General features: G+C 31.3%; 21 protein-coding genes and 6 tRNA genes. 13 read left to right on the top strand and 14 right to left on the bottom strand.

All coding sequences use genetic code 11. The annotated features are described in order from the left end of the window. Window positions 1-54 precede the first annotated feature (54 nt). A complete protein-coding gene (locus F7B34_RS00725) occupies window positions 55-978 on the top strand; it encodes a hypothetical protein (protein ID WP_292459491.1) in 924 nt (307 codons plus the stop codon). A 22-nt stretch (window positions 979-1,000) separates the two neighbouring features. Here F7B34_RS00725 and F7B34_RS00720 read toward each other — a convergent pair. Beyond that, a tRNA-Phe gene (locus F7B34_RS00720) sits at window positions 1,001-1,074 on the bottom strand. A gap of 113 nt (window positions 1,075-1,187) precedes the next feature. Between F7B34_RS00720 and F7B34_RS00715 the strand changes: the two genes are divergently transcribed. The 5 genes from F7B34_RS00715 to F7B34_RS00695 all read left to right on the top strand — a co-directional run bounded on the left by F7B34_RS00715 (window position 1,188) and on the right by F7B34_RS00695 (window position 1,769). Beyond that, window positions 1,188-1,263, top strand: a tRNA-Asn gene (locus F7B34_RS00715). Window positions 1,264-1,290: 27 nt separating this feature from the next. Further along, window positions 1,291-1,365 (top strand) — tRNA-Ile (locus F7B34_RS00710). 11 nt (window positions 1,366-1,376) lie between these two features. Further along, window positions 1,377-1,451: transfer RNA gene (locus tag F7B34_RS00705), tRNA-Glu, on the top strand. A 117-nt stretch (window positions 1,452-1,568) separates the two neighbouring features. Next, window positions 1,569-1,653, top strand: a tRNA-Leu gene (locus F7B34_RS00700). A gap of 44 nt (window positions 1,654-1,697) precedes the next feature. Then, a tRNA-His gene (locus tag F7B34_RS00695) sits at window positions 1,698-1,769 on the top strand. Window positions 1,770-1,827: 58 nt separating this feature from the next. Here the strand turns inward: F7B34_RS00695 and F7B34_RS00690 are convergent. Next, window positions 1,828-2,148 (bottom strand): site-specific integrase, encoded by a 321-nt coding sequence (locus F7B34_RS00690; protein ID WP_292459509.1) that lies wholly within the window; start codon window positions 2,146-2,148, stop codon window positions 1,828-1,830. Here F7B34_RS00690 and F7B34_RS00685 point away from each other — a divergent pair. The 4 genes from F7B34_RS00685 to F7B34_RS00670 all read left to right on the top strand — a co-directional run bounded on the left by F7B34_RS00685 (window position 2,137) and on the right by F7B34_RS00670 (window position 3,621). Then, complete coding sequence (locus tag F7B34_RS00685; RefSeq protein ID WP_292459490.1) at window positions 2,137-2,307, top strand: hypothetical protein; 171 nt, start codon at window positions 2,137-2,139, stop codon at window positions 2,305-2,307. The genes F7B34_RS00690 and F7B34_RS00685 overlap by 12 nt on opposite strands. A 108-nt stretch (window positions 2,308-2,415) precedes the next feature. Then, window positions 2,416-2,619, top strand: a complete 204-nt coding sequence (locus tag F7B34_RS00680) for a hypothetical protein (RefSeq protein WP_292459488.1) — start codon at window positions 2,416-2,418, stop codon at window positions 2,617-2,619. A gap of 99 nt (window positions 2,620-2,718) precedes the next feature. Continuing rightward, window positions 2,719-3,129 (top strand): hypothetical protein, encoded by a 411-nt coding sequence (locus F7B34_RS00675; protein ID WP_292459486.1) that lies wholly within the window; start codon window positions 2,719-2,721, stop codon window positions 3,127-3,129. A gap of 21 nt (window positions 3,130-3,150) precedes the next feature. Beyond that, a complete protein-coding gene (locus F7B34_RS00670) occupies window positions 3,151-3,621 on the top strand; it encodes a hypothetical protein (RefSeq protein WP_292459484.1) in 471 nt (156 codons plus the stop codon). On the opposite strand, the gene F7B34_RS00665 is transcribed toward F7B34_RS00670, so the two are convergent. From F7B34_RS00665 to F7B34_RS00635, 7 genes are all read right to left on the bottom strand, one after another. Continuing rightward, on the bottom strand, window positions 3,601-3,828 hold the full coding sequence (locus F7B34_RS00665) for a hypothetical protein (protein ID WP_292459482.1): 228 nt from the start codon (window positions 3,826-3,828) through the stop codon (window positions 3,601-3,603). The two genes, F7B34_RS00670 and F7B34_RS00665, sit on opposite strands and share 21 nt — an antisense overlap. An 82-nt stretch (window positions 3,829-3,910) precedes the next feature. Continuing rightward, complete coding sequence (locus F7B34_RS00660; RefSeq protein ID WP_292459480.1) at window positions 3,911-4,078, bottom strand: hypothetical protein; 168 nt, start codon at window positions 4,076-4,078, stop codon at window positions 3,911-3,913. A 40-nt stretch (window positions 4,079-4,118) separates the two neighbouring features. Next, the gene (locus F7B34_RS00655) at window positions 4,119-4,349 is read right to left on the bottom strand and encodes a hypothetical protein (RefSeq protein WP_292459479.1); all 231 of its coding nucleotides are present in this window, start codon (window positions 4,347-4,349) and stop codon (window positions 4,119-4,121) included. A gap of 57 nt (window positions 4,350-4,406) precedes the next feature. Next, on the bottom strand, window positions 4,407-5,012 hold the full coding sequence (csa3, locus tag F7B34_RS00650; RefSeq protein ID WP_292459477.1) for a CRISPR-associated CARF protein Csa3: 606 nt from the start codon (window positions 5,010-5,012) through the stop codon (window positions 4,407-4,409). 171 nt (window positions 5,013-5,183) lie between these two features. Further along, window positions 5,184-5,432: a phosphoribosylformylglycinamidine synthase subunit PurS gene (gene purS, locus F7B34_RS00645; protein WP_292459475.1), complete on the bottom strand. Its 249-nt coding sequence runs from the start codon at window positions 5,430-5,432 to the stop codon at window positions 5,184-5,186. A 15-nt stretch (window positions 5,433-5,447) separates the two neighbouring features. Continuing rightward, window positions 5,448-6,179: a phosphoribosylaminoimidazolesuccinocarboxamide synthase gene (gene purC, locus F7B34_RS00640; RefSeq protein ID WP_292459474.1), complete on the bottom strand. Its 732-nt coding sequence runs from the start codon at window positions 6,177-6,179 to the stop codon at window positions 5,448-5,450. A gap of 132 nt (window positions 6,180-6,311) precedes the next feature. Continuing rightward, complete coding sequence (locus F7B34_RS00635) at window positions 6,312-7,304, bottom strand: 3-isopropylmalate dehydrogenase (RefSeq protein ID WP_292459473.1); 993 nt, start codon at window positions 7,302-7,304, stop codon at window positions 6,312-6,314. A gap of 125 nt (window positions 7,305-7,429) precedes the next feature. On the opposite strand from F7B34_RS00635, the gene F7B34_RS00630 reads away from it, so the two are divergent. Both F7B34_RS00630 and cfbE read left to right on the top strand, forming a co-directional pair. Beyond that, window positions 7,430-8,083: a histidinol phosphate phosphatase domain-containing protein gene (locus F7B34_RS00630; protein WP_292459471.1), complete on the top strand. Its 654-nt coding sequence runs from the start codon at window positions 7,430-7,432 to the stop codon at window positions 8,081-8,083. Between the two features lie 17 nt (window positions 8,084-8,100). Then, entirely contained in the window at window positions 8,101-9,342 is a 1,242-nt protein-coding gene (gene cfbE / locus F7B34_RS00625; protein ID WP_292459507.1) for a coenzyme F430 synthase, read from the top strand. Between the two features lie 40 nt (window positions 9,343-9,382). Here the strand turns inward: cfbE and F7B34_RS00620 are convergent, their stop codons facing one another. From F7B34_RS00620 to F7B34_RS00600, 5 genes are all read right to left on the bottom strand, one after another. Next, window positions 9,383-9,547 carry a preprotein translocase subunit Sec61beta gene (locus tag F7B34_RS00620; RefSeq protein ID WP_292459470.1) on the bottom strand — a complete coding sequence of 55 codons (165 nt, stop codon included), beginning with the start codon at window positions 9,545-9,547 and terminating at the stop codon, window positions 9,383-9,385. A 96-nt stretch (window positions 9,548-9,643) separates the two neighbouring features. Beyond that, window positions 9,644-11,020 (bottom strand): PFL family protein, encoded by a 1,377-nt coding sequence (locus tag F7B34_RS00615; RefSeq protein ID WP_292459468.1) that lies wholly within the window; start codon window positions 11,018-11,020, stop codon window positions 9,644-9,646. A 106-nt stretch (window positions 11,021-11,126) separates the two neighbouring features. Next, entirely contained in the window at window positions 11,127-11,741 is a 615-nt protein-coding gene (dcd, locus tag F7B34_RS00610; RefSeq protein ID WP_292459467.1) for a dCTP deaminase, read from the bottom strand. Between the two features lie 180 nt (window positions 11,742-11,921). Continuing rightward, a complete protein-coding gene (locus F7B34_RS00605; protein WP_292459465.1) occupies window positions 11,922-12,455 on the bottom strand; it encodes a tRNA (cytidine(56)-2'-O)-methyltransferase in 534 nt (177 codons plus the stop codon). Between the two features lie 89 nt (window positions 12,456-12,544). Next, complete coding sequence (locus F7B34_RS00600; protein WP_292459464.1) at window positions 12,545-15,148, bottom strand: STT3 domain-containing protein; 2,604 nt, start codon at window positions 15,146-15,148, stop codon at window positions 12,545-12,547. A 206-nt stretch (window positions 15,149-15,354) separates the two neighbouring features. On the opposite strand from F7B34_RS00600, the gene F7B34_RS00595 reads away from it, so the two are divergent. Further along, window positions 15,355-16,260, top strand: a complete 906-nt coding sequence (locus tag F7B34_RS00595) for a glycosyltransferase 4 family protein (RefSeq protein WP_292459462.1) — start codon at window positions 15,355-15,357, stop codon at window positions 16,258-16,260. The last annotated feature ends 44 nt before the right edge of the window (window positions 16,261-16,304 follow it).

Genomic DNA, 16,304 nt, shown 5'->3' with positions numbered 1-16,304 from the left:
AGTAAATATTAAATTTATTTTTATTTTATTAATTAAAGTATAATGGTGAGGTCATTGGATTTTTTAAATTTATATATTATTTCCATAGCTTCGATAACCTTCGGGTATGTAATTGCAGAGATGATGAATGAAACAAATATAATAAAATTAATTGGAAAAAAAACCTCAAAAATAGCAAAAATAGGCATTCATCCAGCATTATCTACCATCCCTGCTTTATATCTTATAAGTCCAAGATTGGCTCATACAAATGCAAGTGCAATATTAAAAAAAGGTAAAATTAAACCTTTTGATTTATATGGGGCAATTTTAGGTTCTAATTTTTCATTGAGAATAATGTATATATATAGATATTATTTACCTGTTTTATTCCCGCTTCTTGGTGTTGTTGCACTATATTTTATAGGTTTAAGAATTATTTTTGATATTTTTCTTTTAGCTGTTGTTATGATTATTGGAAGAAAAAGATATAAAAATATGGAATATGGTAATGAGATAAATAGTAATATTAACCTTGAATTTTCGAGAAAGGTTTTTAAAAGAGGCATTTTAAGGGGTTTGAAACTATCTATAAATTTTACAGTAAAATTTAGTTTTATATTTTTAATTGTAATTTTAATGATATATTTTGGTTTGTTAGATGAAATAACAAAGATATTAACCCCAATACTTAAAAGTCTTGGATTGGACTCCTTTGGAATAACCTATATTTCAACTTCTATTGTATCACCAAGAGTGTCGTATGGTATTGCAAAGATTATGTTAAGCTATAACTATTCAATATATACAGTTTTAGGTTGTATGTTTCTTGGCAATGGTTTGTTTGTTTTAGCCTATGAATGGTGGTCAAGAATTTTGCCGTATTATTCTGGATTATATCCAAAAGATGTTGCTTTTAAACTTCTTTTTATTCAAGCGGTTCTTCCCTCAATGTATAGTGTTGTATTAGGGATATTATTACTTAAATTAAATGTATAAATTAATATGCTTAAAATAAATATGCCGTGGGGGTGATTCGAACACCCGACAACTGGATCTTCAGTCCAGCGTTCTCCCAGGCTGAACTACCACGGCATTGTAGGGCAAATCTTAAACTAAACAATGTATTCATCATATATATACTTTTCGCCGAAAAGTTTATATAGTAGGAATTAAATTGTTATTGTGCAAAAGATAAAATTGCAAGAGCCCCCATAGCTTAGTAGGTAGAGCGACGGACTGTTAATCCGTAGGTCGCAGGTTCGAGTCCTGCTGGGGGCGCCATTTTTTTTATAAATTAATAAACATTATGGGACCGTAGCTCAGCCTGGTTGGAGCGCTCGGCTCATAACCGAGTGGTCAAGGGTTCAAATCCCTTCGGTCCCATAAATAGCAATGCTCCAGTGGTGTAGTCCGGCCAATCATGCGGGCCTTTCGAGCCCGCGACTCGGGTTCAAATCCCGGCTGGAGCACTTAAATTTAATGTTCAGCATTAGGTTCCAAACCTTACGAAGTAAGGTTTGGACTTTGGATGGCATCCTTTTTTAAAGGATGCGTTTGAATCCCGGCTGGAGCACTTAATTTATTATGCAGGGGTTGTCGAGCCTGGCCAAAGACGCAGGACTTAGAATCCTGTCCAGTAGTGGTTCCAGGGTTCAAATCCCTGCCCCTGCACTACTTATTTGGGGTAGGGATGAAAGTTATTATTTTTTATTGTGGCCGGGGTAGGGTAGTGGCTATCCTGGGGGACTGTGGATCCCCTGACCCGGGTTCAATTCCCGGTCCCGGCCCTTTTACTTTTTTAACGATTTTAAGAGTTATTTGGTCTTTTTTATATTTATTTTTTTCTTAAAAATTAGTCCCCCTATCCAAGTCCTTTTGAATTTCTTTTAATAATTTCTTTTTTCTGCTGTTGGAGTGAGCATAAACCATAGTTGTTTTTATATCCTTATGTCCAACATAATCTCCAACAATATCCAAACCATAACCCTTATTTAGCAAATCTACCACCCTTCCATGTCTAAGGGAATGTAGTGTAATTCGTTTATTTTTTGGGATAATCCCCTTACCTATTAGGTCGTTTATAGTTCCCTTAAACACTTTCCTAATCCAGTAGTCTCCAACTTTGCCACCGTTTTTATTTTGGAATAGATTAGAGTGAAAGAATATGCTTGGAAATACTACTACTATTATTATATTGAACTTTGCAATTATTATTTAGATGAATTTAAGAATAGGAAAAAATTTGATTACCATTTAAAAAATTTCATAAAAGAAGCTGTTAAAGAGTTTAACAAAACCGCCAAAAAATATAGATGCAATATGTAATTATGCTTGGAAAGTTTATTCATCTTTGAAAACTGTTGAGGATAAAAAGAGAATTTTATATATACATTATTTGTATGCAACCATAAAATTATTGAGGCATTTAAGGATATGAAACTCGTAGAAGTTAAGAAAATATTAACTTCTGTAAAAGTAAATGAAGAAATTTTCAAAAGAAATTATTTAGTATATAATAGTGATAATTTTAGATTTCTTATTTATGACCGTGATAATAACTTAATTGAAGATATTTCGGAAAAAGATGAGGTCATGGAGTTATGCAAATACTTTAAAATTCCTGTGGGTGTGGTTTAACATGAAACTCGATAAGGTAATATTTTGGGGCATTGTAGTTCTTGCATTTACTGTTGCATTAACATACTCCACAAATAGGTTAATGGATGAGGTGAGGAAATGAAAGTAATGAGCAAGGGACTGCAAATATACAACTTAAAAAGATTTTTAAAAAAACATGGTATTGATGAAGATTTAATTGATTTGGAAGCATTAATTGACCCTACATTATCTTATCCAGAAAATAAAGAGATAGTAGCAAATTACATAAAGAACATGATTGAAAATAAAGAATACGATGAAGAAAAATATGATGATAAATACATCCAACATTTATTAAATATTGCCAGGGAGCTCCATGAAGAAAGAAGCAAATCTGCACAGGAACGGGATGAAAAAATTAAGAGTAAAAAAGTTATTGATTTAGAAAAATCGAAACACCCTGCAAAAGATTTGGAACAATGGGCTAAAAATCCTGGAAAAATGGACATACTTGGGATAGATTTTAACCTGATTTTTCAAAACCTTTGAAGAAAGTATTGAGAAGGTAATATGGTTGTTAAGGTTGCGATAGATAATAATATATTTGGATACTTACCTGAAAAAAGCGAGAGGGGGGATTATGCCTGCCTTTTCTTCAAATTTGCATGCATCAATCCACATATAAAAGTTATTGTTCCTCTTGGCGTGTCTATTGAATTGGCAAAAGCCCCTAAATTAGTTAGGAAAGAAGCACAGAAATATAAAAATTGTGTTGTTTGGTCAAGCAATAAAAAAATATTAAACAAAGCCAAAAAAATAAATATTCCAAAACCTTTGCTTGATAAAGGTATTAAAAAGGATGACTTATATATTGCCATTGAATCATCTTTGTTGGGATGTCAATATTTAATAACATATAATAGGAAACACCTTATTAATCATCGAAATCTAATAAAAAAAGAGTTTAAAGGAATAAATTTATCACTCCCCGAACTACTAATGCCAAATGAGTTTTTGAAGTTATTTTATATCCCCAAATAAAACCTCATCAACCCCTTTTTTATTAAGCTCATCTGCAAATTTTTCAAGTTCTTCCCAATACTTTTCTGTCGGCATTTTATTTATCCTATCCTCTGCCCTTCTTATCCATGCTGGGAGCTCATCATAATCAACATATTTTATTTTTCTTATTCTGGATTGTTTTTTAAATTTCTCGGTGTATTTTTTTGTGGTTTTTCCGTATTTCATATTTTCACCCAAATACATGCTGTTTTTTATGGAATTCCTACGGAACTATGTAATAACTTATGACAATATTGTATAAAAAATATTAAATCCCCAGTGCTTCCCGTAATCCTCCTTTTTTTAATTTATTGTAAGTAGTATCGAATAACTCATCTAACTCATCATCACTTAATTTTTCAATTTTGTTTTCTGCTTTAATAATCCATGCAGGTTTTTTATATTCCTCTTTTTTAGTTTTAGTTTTAACAATCATATCCCCACCAGAAATATTATCTCCCGATGAATTCATGAACTTAGTGTATATCCCTAAACACTAAATTTATAACACCACCTACTTTTTTTGCTTCTGTTCCAAATTTTATCATCTCCTCACAAAACTCTTCATGACTCATTTTATTTATCCTATCCTCTGCCCTTCTTATCCATGCTGGGAGCTCATCATAATCAACATATTTTATTTTTCTTATTCTGGATTGTTTTTTAAATTTCTCGGTGTATTTTTTTGTGGTTTTTCCGTATTTCATATTTTCACCAATATTTTTTATCTTTATTTATCTATAAATTCTTTCTTTATTAATTTTTTAGATTATATTTACAATTCTCTTTCTTCCTATTTTATATGTTTTTACCAGTTTTTTCTGTTCTAAGGAATTTATGTATTTGATAATTGCAGGAAGGGATACATTAAACTCTTTAGCTAATTCAGTTATTGTCTTTTCCCCTTCATTTAATGAAGCCAATATTTTTCTCTCAAATTTTGTTAAATTATATGGATGAGCTATTTTTGGAAATTCCACTATTCTCTTATCATGCACATAAACAATTTTATCGATTTTCTGGAACTCGTAAAGAGAAGCGTACAATAATGCAAAGGAGGTTATTTTTCTCCCACCAGTTAAATTTACAATAATATTATCATCTTCTTTTTTTATAATCTCCCTAAATATTTCTACATTCTTTTCAAATTCTATGCCATTTACCCTTATTTTTTTATATTCTAAACCCAACATCTTACATAGATTTTCTGCTTTTTTAACTGCATCATCTATAGTCTCATAGTCTTTTTCAGTAAGATACTTTTCATCATCCTTAGCATATATAATTATAACCTTTTTTGCTCCAAATTCAGCAATTGGTTTATAAATATGTTCTATATGGTATCCAATATTTATTATATGGGTAGTCATGTTCTCACGGGTGGTGTTATTATATCATTTTTAATAATTATAATTATTTATCATCATTTATCATTTAACATATTTATATTTTTAAGTATTATTTATATATGCTTATATATAAATATATAGATAAATAATATATGATTTTGAAAATCTAAATAAAAATAATAAAAATAAAATTTAAATTTTTTCCAATTTAATTTCATAATCATGAATCACAGGATTTGCCAATAATTTTTTACACATTTCTTCTACTCTTTCCATTACCTTATTTTCATCATCCCCTTCAACCATGAGTTCTACACACTTAAAGGTTTTTGCATCTTTTACTTCATCGTATCCTAAGAAGTTCAGAGCTCTCAAAACTGTTCTACCTTCTGGATTTAAAACTCCTTTTTTTAATTTAATTACAACTGTTGCTTTATACATATAAATATTACCTCCTTACTCCATACATCCTATTCTTTTTGCTACAACTTCGTATTTTTCAACAACATCTCCCATGTCCTTTCTATAAACATCCTTATCAAGAACATCCTTTGTTTCTTTGTCCCATAATCTCATGGTGTCTGGGCTAATTTCGTCTGCAACTACTAATTTTCCATCCTTTGTTCTTCCAATTTCGATTTTGAAATCTACAAGGGTTATGCCCTTTTCATCAAAGAATTTTTTCAAGGTTTCATTTACTTTCAATGCCAATTCTTTTAATTCTTTTAATTCCTCTTCTGTTGCAAGGTTTAAGGCAAGAGCTATATCATTATTTAACATTGGGTCTCCGTAGTCGTCGTTTTTGTAGTCGAACTGCACAATAGGGGTTGCTAACTCTTTGCCTTCTTCAAATGGGTATCTTCTGCATAAGCTCCCTGCTGTAATATTTCTAACTATAACTTCAATTGGTATGATTTCCACATTTTTAGCAATCATGTAGATTGGTTCAATGTATTCTATGAAATGGGTGGGAACATTATTTTCATTTAAAAGTTTGAATAATTTTGAAGATATTAAGGCATTTAGGTGCCCTTTTCCTTTTTTCACATCGTGTTTTTTCCCATTTCCTGCTGTAATATCATCTCTAAATTCAATTAAAACCTTGTCATCATCTATTTTGTATATGGATTTTGCCTTTCCACTATATATTGGTTCCTTTTTTAATATTTCATTGATAGCTATATCCATTTTATCACTAATTTCTATTTATTACTTTATTTTACACCATCTACTTTCTATTTAGTTTTTAGTTTCTATTTTCTTTTATTTGGTGTTTATTTACTTTCTATTTTTCTATTAATCTTATGGCACTTAAATAATTTACACTCTTTTAGCAACTTCTTCTGCCATTTCAAATGTTTTCAATGTTCCGCCTAAATCAGGTGTTGTTAATTTATTTTCAAGAACCTCTTCCAGTGCCTTCTCTACTCTATCCGCAGCATCGTTTTCTCCCAAATACCTCAACATTAAAACTCCTGTTAATATTGTTGCTGTTGGATTTGCTATACCTTTTCCAGCAATGTCTGGTGCTGAACCATGAACAGGTTCAAACAATCCGTATTTGTCCCCAATATTTGCAGAAGGAGCCATTCCAAGACCTCCCACTGTTCCTGCTGCACCATCCGATAAAATATCTCCAAATAAGTTTGATGTAACAACAACATCAAAGGTTTCAGGTCTTGTGATGGCATACATGTTCATGGCATCTATATAGAAATCGTTTGTTTTTATTTCTGGATAGTTCTTTGCAACTTCGTAGAATATACTTTTAAATACACCATCCGTTAATTTCAAAACATTTGCCTTGTGTGTGCATGTAACTTTTCCTTCTTTCCCTTGCTTTTTTCTATCTTTTGCCACCTCAAATGCAAATTTAAATATTTTTTCACAGGCATCTCTTGTAATTACTCTTGTTGCAGTATATACGTCTTTTGTTAGTTCTGCCTCTATTCCTTTATATAATCCTTCTGTGTTTTCTCTAACTATTATATAGTCGATATTGTCCTTTAAACAGTTTATTCCCTTATATGCCTTAACAGGTCTAACATTTGCATAGGTATTTAATATTTTTCTCAATTTAACAATCACATCAGCGGCGGTTTCTCCTGCTGCACCGAATAATACGGCATCACATTCCTTTGCTATTTCCACGGTTTCTTCTGGAAGAGCCACTCCTGTTTTTTCAAAGACCTCATCCCCTGCCTCAGCATGAACAAATTCAAAATCAATTCCAGTAGCCTTTAAAACATTAACTGTTGCAGGAATTACTTCTTTTCCTATTCCATCTCCTTCAATTACACATATTTTATACAAATACATCACCTATAATTTATTATAATATTTTAAATAAAATTATAAATTAATTTAATATTATATAAAATAAATAGTTAATGGATTATATTAAAAAAATTTAAAAAATTTAAAAAATTGGTGATATATTGAGATATGACTTTCACACACACACAGTTTTTAGCGACGGAGAGTTAATACCATCTGAGCTCGTCAGAAGGGCAAAAGTTTTGAACCATAAGGCAATAGCAATTACTGACCACGGGGATGCAAGCAACTATAAGGAGCTCATTGAAAAAACCACTCTTGCAAAAGAAGAATTAAAGAACTACTGGGATATTCAACTTATAGTAGGTATAGAGCTCACCCACATTCCCGCAAAATCCATTCCAAAGATGGCTAAAAAATGTAAAGATATTGGTGCTGAAATTGTGGTTGTCCATGGGGAAACGGTTGTAGAGCCTGTTGAAGAAAAAACAAACTACTATGCATCCATATCCGAAGATGTGGATATTTTAGCACATCCTGGAATATTAGATGATGAAACCGCACAAAATGTTAAGGAAAACGGCATATTCCTAGAAATAACTTCAAGAAAGGGGCATTCTTTAACAAATGGGCATGTTTTAAATGTTGCAAGGGGGTACAATATACCTACGTTGATAAATTCAGATACTCATGCACCTTCTGATTTAATAGATATTGATTTTGCAAAAAAGGTTGGTTTGGGATGTGGAATGAGCAAGGTAGAACTGGAAAATACATTATCAAAATATCCAAAGGAATTAATCAAAAAAATTTAAAAAATTATGGCGGTATTATGCTTGTTATTGATGTAAATCACGGTGCATTGGATATTGCAAAAGAATATATTGATTTAGGACATAATGTCTCTGTTTGGGATATTTATGGAAAATTGGAAAAAGATAAAGATTTTTTAAAAAATTTAAATTATTCCATTGAAAATATAAACCTAATATCATCAAAAGAAAAACCAGATTTTGAAAAATACGATAATGTTATTGCTCCCATTCACTGTCCTATTGACTATGATTTTATCTCTTTTCATGATGCAGTCTCGGAGCTCATACATAAGAAATACGGCAACATATATAAAAAGTTCATAGAGATTACAGGAGTGAAGGGGAAGACCACAACAACGGAGCTCATATACCATATATTAAGGGAGGGCTATAATATCTCCTTAAACAATAGCAATAAAGGTTCTATCACTCCTGTATCTATATTAAATCATATCAATAAATTAAATGAAGCTAATAAACTTGATTCTTATGACTTATTTATATTTGAAGTATCCTTGGGAATTACGACATGTAGATACGGAGCTCTTACAAATGTGTTGGAAAACTATCCAATTGGAGGGGGTAGAAGAAACGCACTTACTGCCAAACTATCAACTTTAAAAAACGCAGATAAAGGATATATTAATAAAAATATTTTTGATAAATACAAAACTGCGGTTAAAAATATTAAAAATATTAATTCATCCCAAAACAATTTAACAACCATAAATCCAGAAAATGCTGAAATTGTATCAAAATATCCTTTAAAATATAAATACAATAACAAAACTATTGAGTTTAGCAGATGCATATTCGGAGCTCACTATATAGAAGATTCCCTATTTGCTCTGAATATATGTAAAAATTTTGTTGATTGTGAATATATTATTGACAAAATAAAAACTTTTGAAATAAAAAATAGGATGAATATTAGTAAGATAAACAACCACTACATAATTGAAAATATAAACCCCGGTCTTGATGTTAAATCTATTGATTATGCCATTAACAACTTTGCAGATGTTTTTAATGGGGTTGTAATTGTCGGCGGGGACTTTGGATGCACCTGTGAAGAAATAGATGTAAAAAAATTACTAAATGTTATTGAGAAATATAAATCCAAAAATATTAAATTTATACTTGCAGGAGCTCTTGGAAAAGAACTGAAAAAATATGTTAATTATCCACATATCGATAGTTATAATCCCAAACCTACTAAATACGATAAAAACACATTGATAATATATAGAAAATCATAAATTATATAATTATTCGATATTAAAAGAAGATAATTTATTTTTAGATGAACATGCCATAATTCAAAATAGCCTCTAAAACCATTATTGTAATGGTAATTCCTAAAACTTTTTCAGGGCTTATTTTAATTTTAGATATATCAACATCCATATACCTAACAAGCCCAGCGCTTGTGCTAAGTCCAGTATCTTCATTTTTTCTAGCCATAGTATCACATTTATTTTTATCTCATCTACATTATATATATTTTCTACATATATATAATTATCTTCTCATTTACCTTTAATTTTTTAATTTTATTTTTTAATTCAACATAGATTGAAGTGGTGATGGTATTCTTCCACCTCTATTTATAAACTCCTCTGATGAGTATTCATTTACAGGCATTATTGGGGCTTTTCCTAACAATCCACCGTATTCTACATAGTCTCCAACATCCTTGTTTGGAACAGGTATTATTCTAACTGCTGTGGTTTTTTTGTTAATTACCCCTATTGCCATTTCGTCGGCTATTATTGCAGATATTGTTGAAGCAGGTGTCTTTCCAGGTATGGCTATCATATCAAGACCTACTGAACATACGCAGGTCATAGCTTCAAGTTTATCCAATTTCAATGCACCATCCTCAACTGCCTTTATCATTCCAGCATCTTCACTAACTGGGATAAACGAACCACTTAAACCTCCCACATAACTTGCTGCCATTGCCCCTCCTTTTTTAACTGCATCATTTAATAAAGCTAATGCAGCAGTTGTTCCGTGTGTTCCGCATCTTTCAAGACCAATTGCCTCCAAAATATTTGCTATACTGTCCCCTACCGCAGGAGTTGGTGCAAGAGATAAATCCACAATTCCAAATGGAACATTTAGCTCTTTTGATACCTCCCTTCCTATGAGCTCACCTACTCTTGTGATTTTAAATGCGGTTTTTTTAATCTCGTTGCATACCGTTCCTATGTCTGCACCTTTAAGTTTTTCAACGGTTGCCCTTACAACGCCAGGTCCTGAAACCCCAACATTTATTACTGCATCTCCCTCTCCAACCCCATGGAATGCCCCGGCCATAAATGGATTATCCTCAGGAGCATTTGCAAATACCACAAGTTTTGCACATCCCAATGCATCTTCTGTCATCTCAGATGTTTCCTTTATTACTTCCCCCATTCTCTTAACTGCATCCATGTTTATTCCAGCTTTTGTTGTTGCCACATTTACTGATGAACATACTGTATCAGTTTCCTTCATCATGTATGGTATGGAGTCAATTAACATAGCCTCGCTTCTTGTGATACCTTTTTGAACAAGTGCTGAATAACCACCAATGAAATCTATATTTATATCCTTTGCAGCTTTGTCAAGTGTTTTTCCCACTTCCACGCATGCTTTAATTGCCTCTTTCCTATCCATATTTTTTATGGCACTTCCAATAATAGAACCTATTGGAGTAACTGAAACCCTCTTTGTAACTATTGGAATTCCATATTTTTTAGATACTCTTTCAGCAGTTTCCACGAGATTCTCTGCATTTGAAACTATTTTATTGTATATATTTTCTTTTAGAGTATCTATATCTTCACAGGCACAATCCTTTAAGTTTATACCCATTGTAGTTGCTCTAATATCTAAATTTTCATGCTCTATCATTCTAATTGTTTCTATAATTTCTTCTGGAACATACATAATATCATCCTTCTTCGTTTTTTAGTTTTTTATTTTTTTTATTCTTTATTTTTTATTCCATCTACTATTTTATTTTATATTATTTTTTTATTCCTTATTTTTTTTATTATTTTAAACTTTTTAATTCCTTACATATTAATGAAGGCATTACAGAATCCTGACCACCATATTTGGAGCTCCTCCTATCGCAATAACCAACACTTGCAGGGGTGTTTGTTTTAGAGAATATTAACTGTCCAATCCTTTGATTTTTATAAAGTATTACAGGTTTATCATAAGCTACAATCTCCAATGTAATTTTCCCCATAAATCCTGCATCAATCCATCCTGCTGTTTGATGGGATTGTAAAAACACCCTTCCAAAGGAGCTTCTACCTTGATACTGGGCACATATATCATTCGGGAGTTTTATATACTCGTTTGTAGTTCCAAGTAATCCTCCACTAATCACAGCATCTACTTTGTATTTTTCCCTATAATATTTTACAGTATCTTCATCTAATTTGTGATATAAGGGGCATACCATTATTGAGTTTTCTATTTTAAATTTTTCGTGTTTAAGTTTTTCCTTTAAATCATAAACTTCATCGTTATATACTATAAACTCATCTCCAAGTGTAACATCATAAGAACATGGTCCAACAAAATCCCGATTAAAAGGTTCAATCAATAGTTTATTGGATTCCACATATTCAAAAATATCTTTATCACTTAATATCATTATTTCACCATGATTAATTAAATAAGCCTTGCCTCTGGTATGTAGAATTTTAGAACTTTTTATGAGAATAGCAAGATTATTTTGCGAGCTCTTTTAGAATACTTAATCTTTTAGAACACATTTAAATATTATTCAAAAATGCACAGAACATAATATATATCATATATTTATCTTAAAGAGTTATTTTTCAAGTATCACAAATTTTTCTTTTTTTGAAGGCATGACTTTTATTTTTGCGTCATCGTAATCCCTATAAAGTGTTTCTCCTTCAAACAGCCTATCTAAAAATATGGCAATTGCTGCAACTTCTGAATGAGGTTGATTTCCAATGGAAATGTTATAATCTGCCAGTTCATAAGCTTCCTTTGGAACCTTTTCTGCACCGATTATTATTATAATATTTTTATCATTCATATTTTTCTTAATGTTATCTATTGCTTTATTTATATTTTCCCCATACATGGTTAAATGAACAACAATTCCATTGTTTTCTTTAAATCTTTTTACATAGGATTTCCATGAATCTACTACTTTAAATTTAAAATCTCCGCCCCAATTTTCCACTACCTTATTTACACTTTCTCTTACATGATTATCCTCACATGTGAATATTATCTTATCTGCACCCAGAGCTCGCGCAGTTAATGCAACATGTGTGGATATTCTTTTATCTCGTTCTCCTCTATGACCCAATCTCAAAACTTCAATAGTCATTAAACCACCTAAAAAATTATATTAAAATTAAAAAATATAAATCGGGCGAAATAAAGATTTCACCTATTAACAACATTCGTTGAGAAAAATTAATTTAAATATTTATTTCCATAATCTACTTTATAAACCTTAAATCCTGGCTGAACTCCATAGTTTGTAGGGTCAATAGATTCTTTAACAAGTTTAATGTGTTTTAAACCTGCTCCATCAAGGAAATGAAGCTTTGTATATATACTATCTTCGAGATTTCTTGATGAAATCCAAACGTAGGCATAATACTGACCATTTCCTACTGGTTCTAATCTAACAATTTCACTCATAGTTCCATTTTCATTGAATGTATTTTCATATATATTATTTCCATCCTTAACAATTATTTTGTGGAATCCTGTGATTTTTTCACTCATTAAAGTTTTTGTTTTTAAGTTATAGGTAACATCATAACTTGCCATGGTTGAATTTTTTACCATAATGAGATTCATAACCATATAGTTATTTGTTTCTTGTAATGGAACCTTTACAATAAGTGAGCCATTACTTAAAAATCCTTCTCCTTTTAATTTTTGATAATATCCTTTTTCCCTTTGACTATCCGGAGTATTTGGTGAAAGATTGAAGTCCCACATACCAAACATACTCCAAACAGGAGCAATATCTGTCATTCTGTTATAGGTAATTAAATAATCAGGGTTTGGATGTTCTGGATGGGTTGCATTTAATACCTCATCTGCTTCCCTACTTGTTAAACCATATTTATTTGTTAATACATTATATGCCTCGGTTCTATCCAAAGGCAGTATTTCATTTAATATTTTTACAGTTTTCGCTACGCTGTGGTTTGTTTTGTTCATTAATACACTATTTTCATCAAATGCTTCATCACCACTTGTGGCAAGCATTCTAAGTATCCCAATGGAAAGATTTTCATTTGATGTGGAAAATGCTCTTCCTACCCAGTAAGCCCTTGGTGAGTTTTGGCTACCTCCATCAAAGGTTACCATTTTTCTTGTAGCCCATGTATATATATGTCCATTATCCCACCAGCTGGTAATTACTGAATTATTTGGAGTTTCTGTTTTTATCCAATTTAAACTATCCAACCATCCGTTGTTTAATGTTGGTACTGTGTTCAATGGAACTGCATTTGCAAGGGGTGGAAGAACTAAGGTTATTGCCAATAATATGCTAACAACCTTTTTTATCTGCATTTCTTTATTTGATGAGATTATATCAACTATCTTATATACTACAAGTATTGCAAGTGTGAGCAACATACCATAGGCTGCAATAGGAACATAGGTTGTAGGTACCAATATCTCCAATAATTTGGGTGCTGCAATTTTAAGTGCCACCAAAAATGAAATACCAATTATAGGATACAATGTCCATTTTGTTAAATCATCATTCCTTCTTTTTATTATATTTATTATCTGTCCGGCAAATATACCTACCCCTATGGATAATGGTGGAACCATTAATCCTATAAATCTAACACCTTTTGTAGATGCGTAGAATGTTGCAAATAACCAAAGTGTTAATAATATGGCATATTTTGCATCAAATTTGATACTCATTTCTTTGTATCTCATTGAAAGGAATGACAATATTACCCCAGTTATACCCAATACGAAGAGATACGTGCTACCTAATGAGTTATTTATTATGTCATTAATGGATGGAGTAGCGAGTTCCGATACTGTTGTATATACATTAGGCCATCCTGATGCCTCAGATACTGCCTTTATTGTTGTGAATCCCATAGGTGCAAGAGCTCCGTTTATGAAACTATTTATTCCATATATGGCAGATATTAATAGAGCTCCACCCACAGTAAATATTCCTATTATCGAAAGTATGTTTTTTATGTTTCCAACTTCTACAACAGATTTTTTATAACCATTCTTGATGATATAACTGTATATCAAATACAATACTAAAAATCCGCTCACAATATCATATCCATACCACCAACCTGCCCACATTCTTGGAGCCAGTGCCATCACCAGTGTTGCCAATGTGGCAAATATTAAAGATTTTTTTAGATTTTCCTGATTATGTATTGCCTCCATAATAAACCATACTATAAACAGTATTGGCAAAACCTCAAATATTGGAGTATCTGCAAAACCTGCTGAAGTTTTATACAATAGAGCAGGACTTGATATTATTGCCAATGCCCCCACAATTCCTCCAATATTACTTAATGTAGTTCTCCTCACTATAAAGAACACAGGAATTCCCAACAACATACCCATTACAGCAGGAACCCAATAAGCCGCATTCATCAGCGTTACAGTTGAATCAAATGAATGCCATATATTGTATATTGCGATCGTGGTTAAACATATTACTGGAACTGGACTTGTTATTGGATGCCCTGGTGGTGCATACTGACAGGTATCATAAGGCACCAATTTTCCATTAATTTCTTTTAGTGTCTCCCCGAGATGACCTTTATAGTAGTAATCTTCTGTCATCCTTAAATAGTAATAAGGGTCTAATGCCACTAAATACATTCTTCCGTGTTCATCTGCAAACATATGTTTCAATTGAGGATTATCTGTAAATCCCATATCTGCTGGCTGAGCTCTTAGCTGAAAGCTTATAAGTCCTATCACCAAAACTATTAAAAATAGTTTTATGTATTCATGTTTATTAAAGAACTCAGATATCTTATTTAATATATTTCCCATATTGTGCCTCCAAAATTTATCATTTAGAAATATATACTTCCTATTAAAATAATATATTTATAAATAGTTTATGAAATTTAATATACATTATAATTTATAATTGCAGCATACTACCATGATATTTATTCATTGCAGAGGGTTAGAATACTCTTATTTTATCTTAATTTAAATATTATTACTTAATATATTTACTTAAAGGTGAAAAAATGCTTGAACATCATTTAAATATTTACTTTTTAGTTTTATGTTTATTATGTTTTATATCCTCATACATTCTTACAAGGATTTTTATAACCAAGATGATTAATTACAAATACGGCATTGATTTACACAAGAGAGAAAAAACCAAAGTGCCTGAAATGGGAGGAATTGTTCCCGTATCATTGAGTGCTTTGGTAATATTTATCTTCAATCCTTTGATATCATCGGTTTTGTTTATATCTGGACTTATAGGCGTATATGATGATTTATACAAATTATCTCCCTATAAAAAGCTCATATTACTTGGATTAATTGGCATTCCCATAGGATATTTATTATTTGGTTTTGATATATTTAAGATAATACTCCTTATTTTAGGTATATCAATATCCTCAAATTTAACGAATATGCTGGCTGGATTCAATGGATTGGAAATAGGTTTGGGCATAATCTCGGCGTTTTTTTTAGGAATTATCCTACTGTTAAATGGGGATTATTATGGTTTTGAGATTACCATGATATTTTTAGCATCATATTTTGGATTTTTTATGCTTAATAAGTATCCTGCAAAGGTATTTCCAGGAGATGTTGGAACCCTCCCCATTGGAGCGTTTTTAGCTACGATAGCAGTATGGAGGAACATAATTCCAGAATTTGTTATTATCATGATGCCCTATATCATTGATGCCTCTTTAAAGTATTATTCAGCTGGCATAACTAAGAGGGAAGACCATAAACCCACAATATTGGGAGAAGATGGAAAGCTCCATGTTGTTGGTGGATATCTATCACTCCCTAGAATCATATTAAAGAAAAAACCTATGAAAGAATACAATATTGCCTTCATATTGTGGAGTATATCTATATTTTTTGGAGTATTGGCAGTTTTATTCAATACAGTGGTTAAATAACAATAAATAAAAGATTAATATAAAAAATTAAATTTTATTCTATT

It is taken from the genome of Methanothermococcus sp., from assembly GCF_015523155.1.
Classification (GTDB): domain Archaea; phylum AGJL01; class Methanococci; order Methanococcales; family Methanococcaceae; genus Methanofervidicoccus.
Note: the sequence above shows the minus strand (reverse complement) of the source record. Positions and strands in the feature narration are given on the sequence as shown.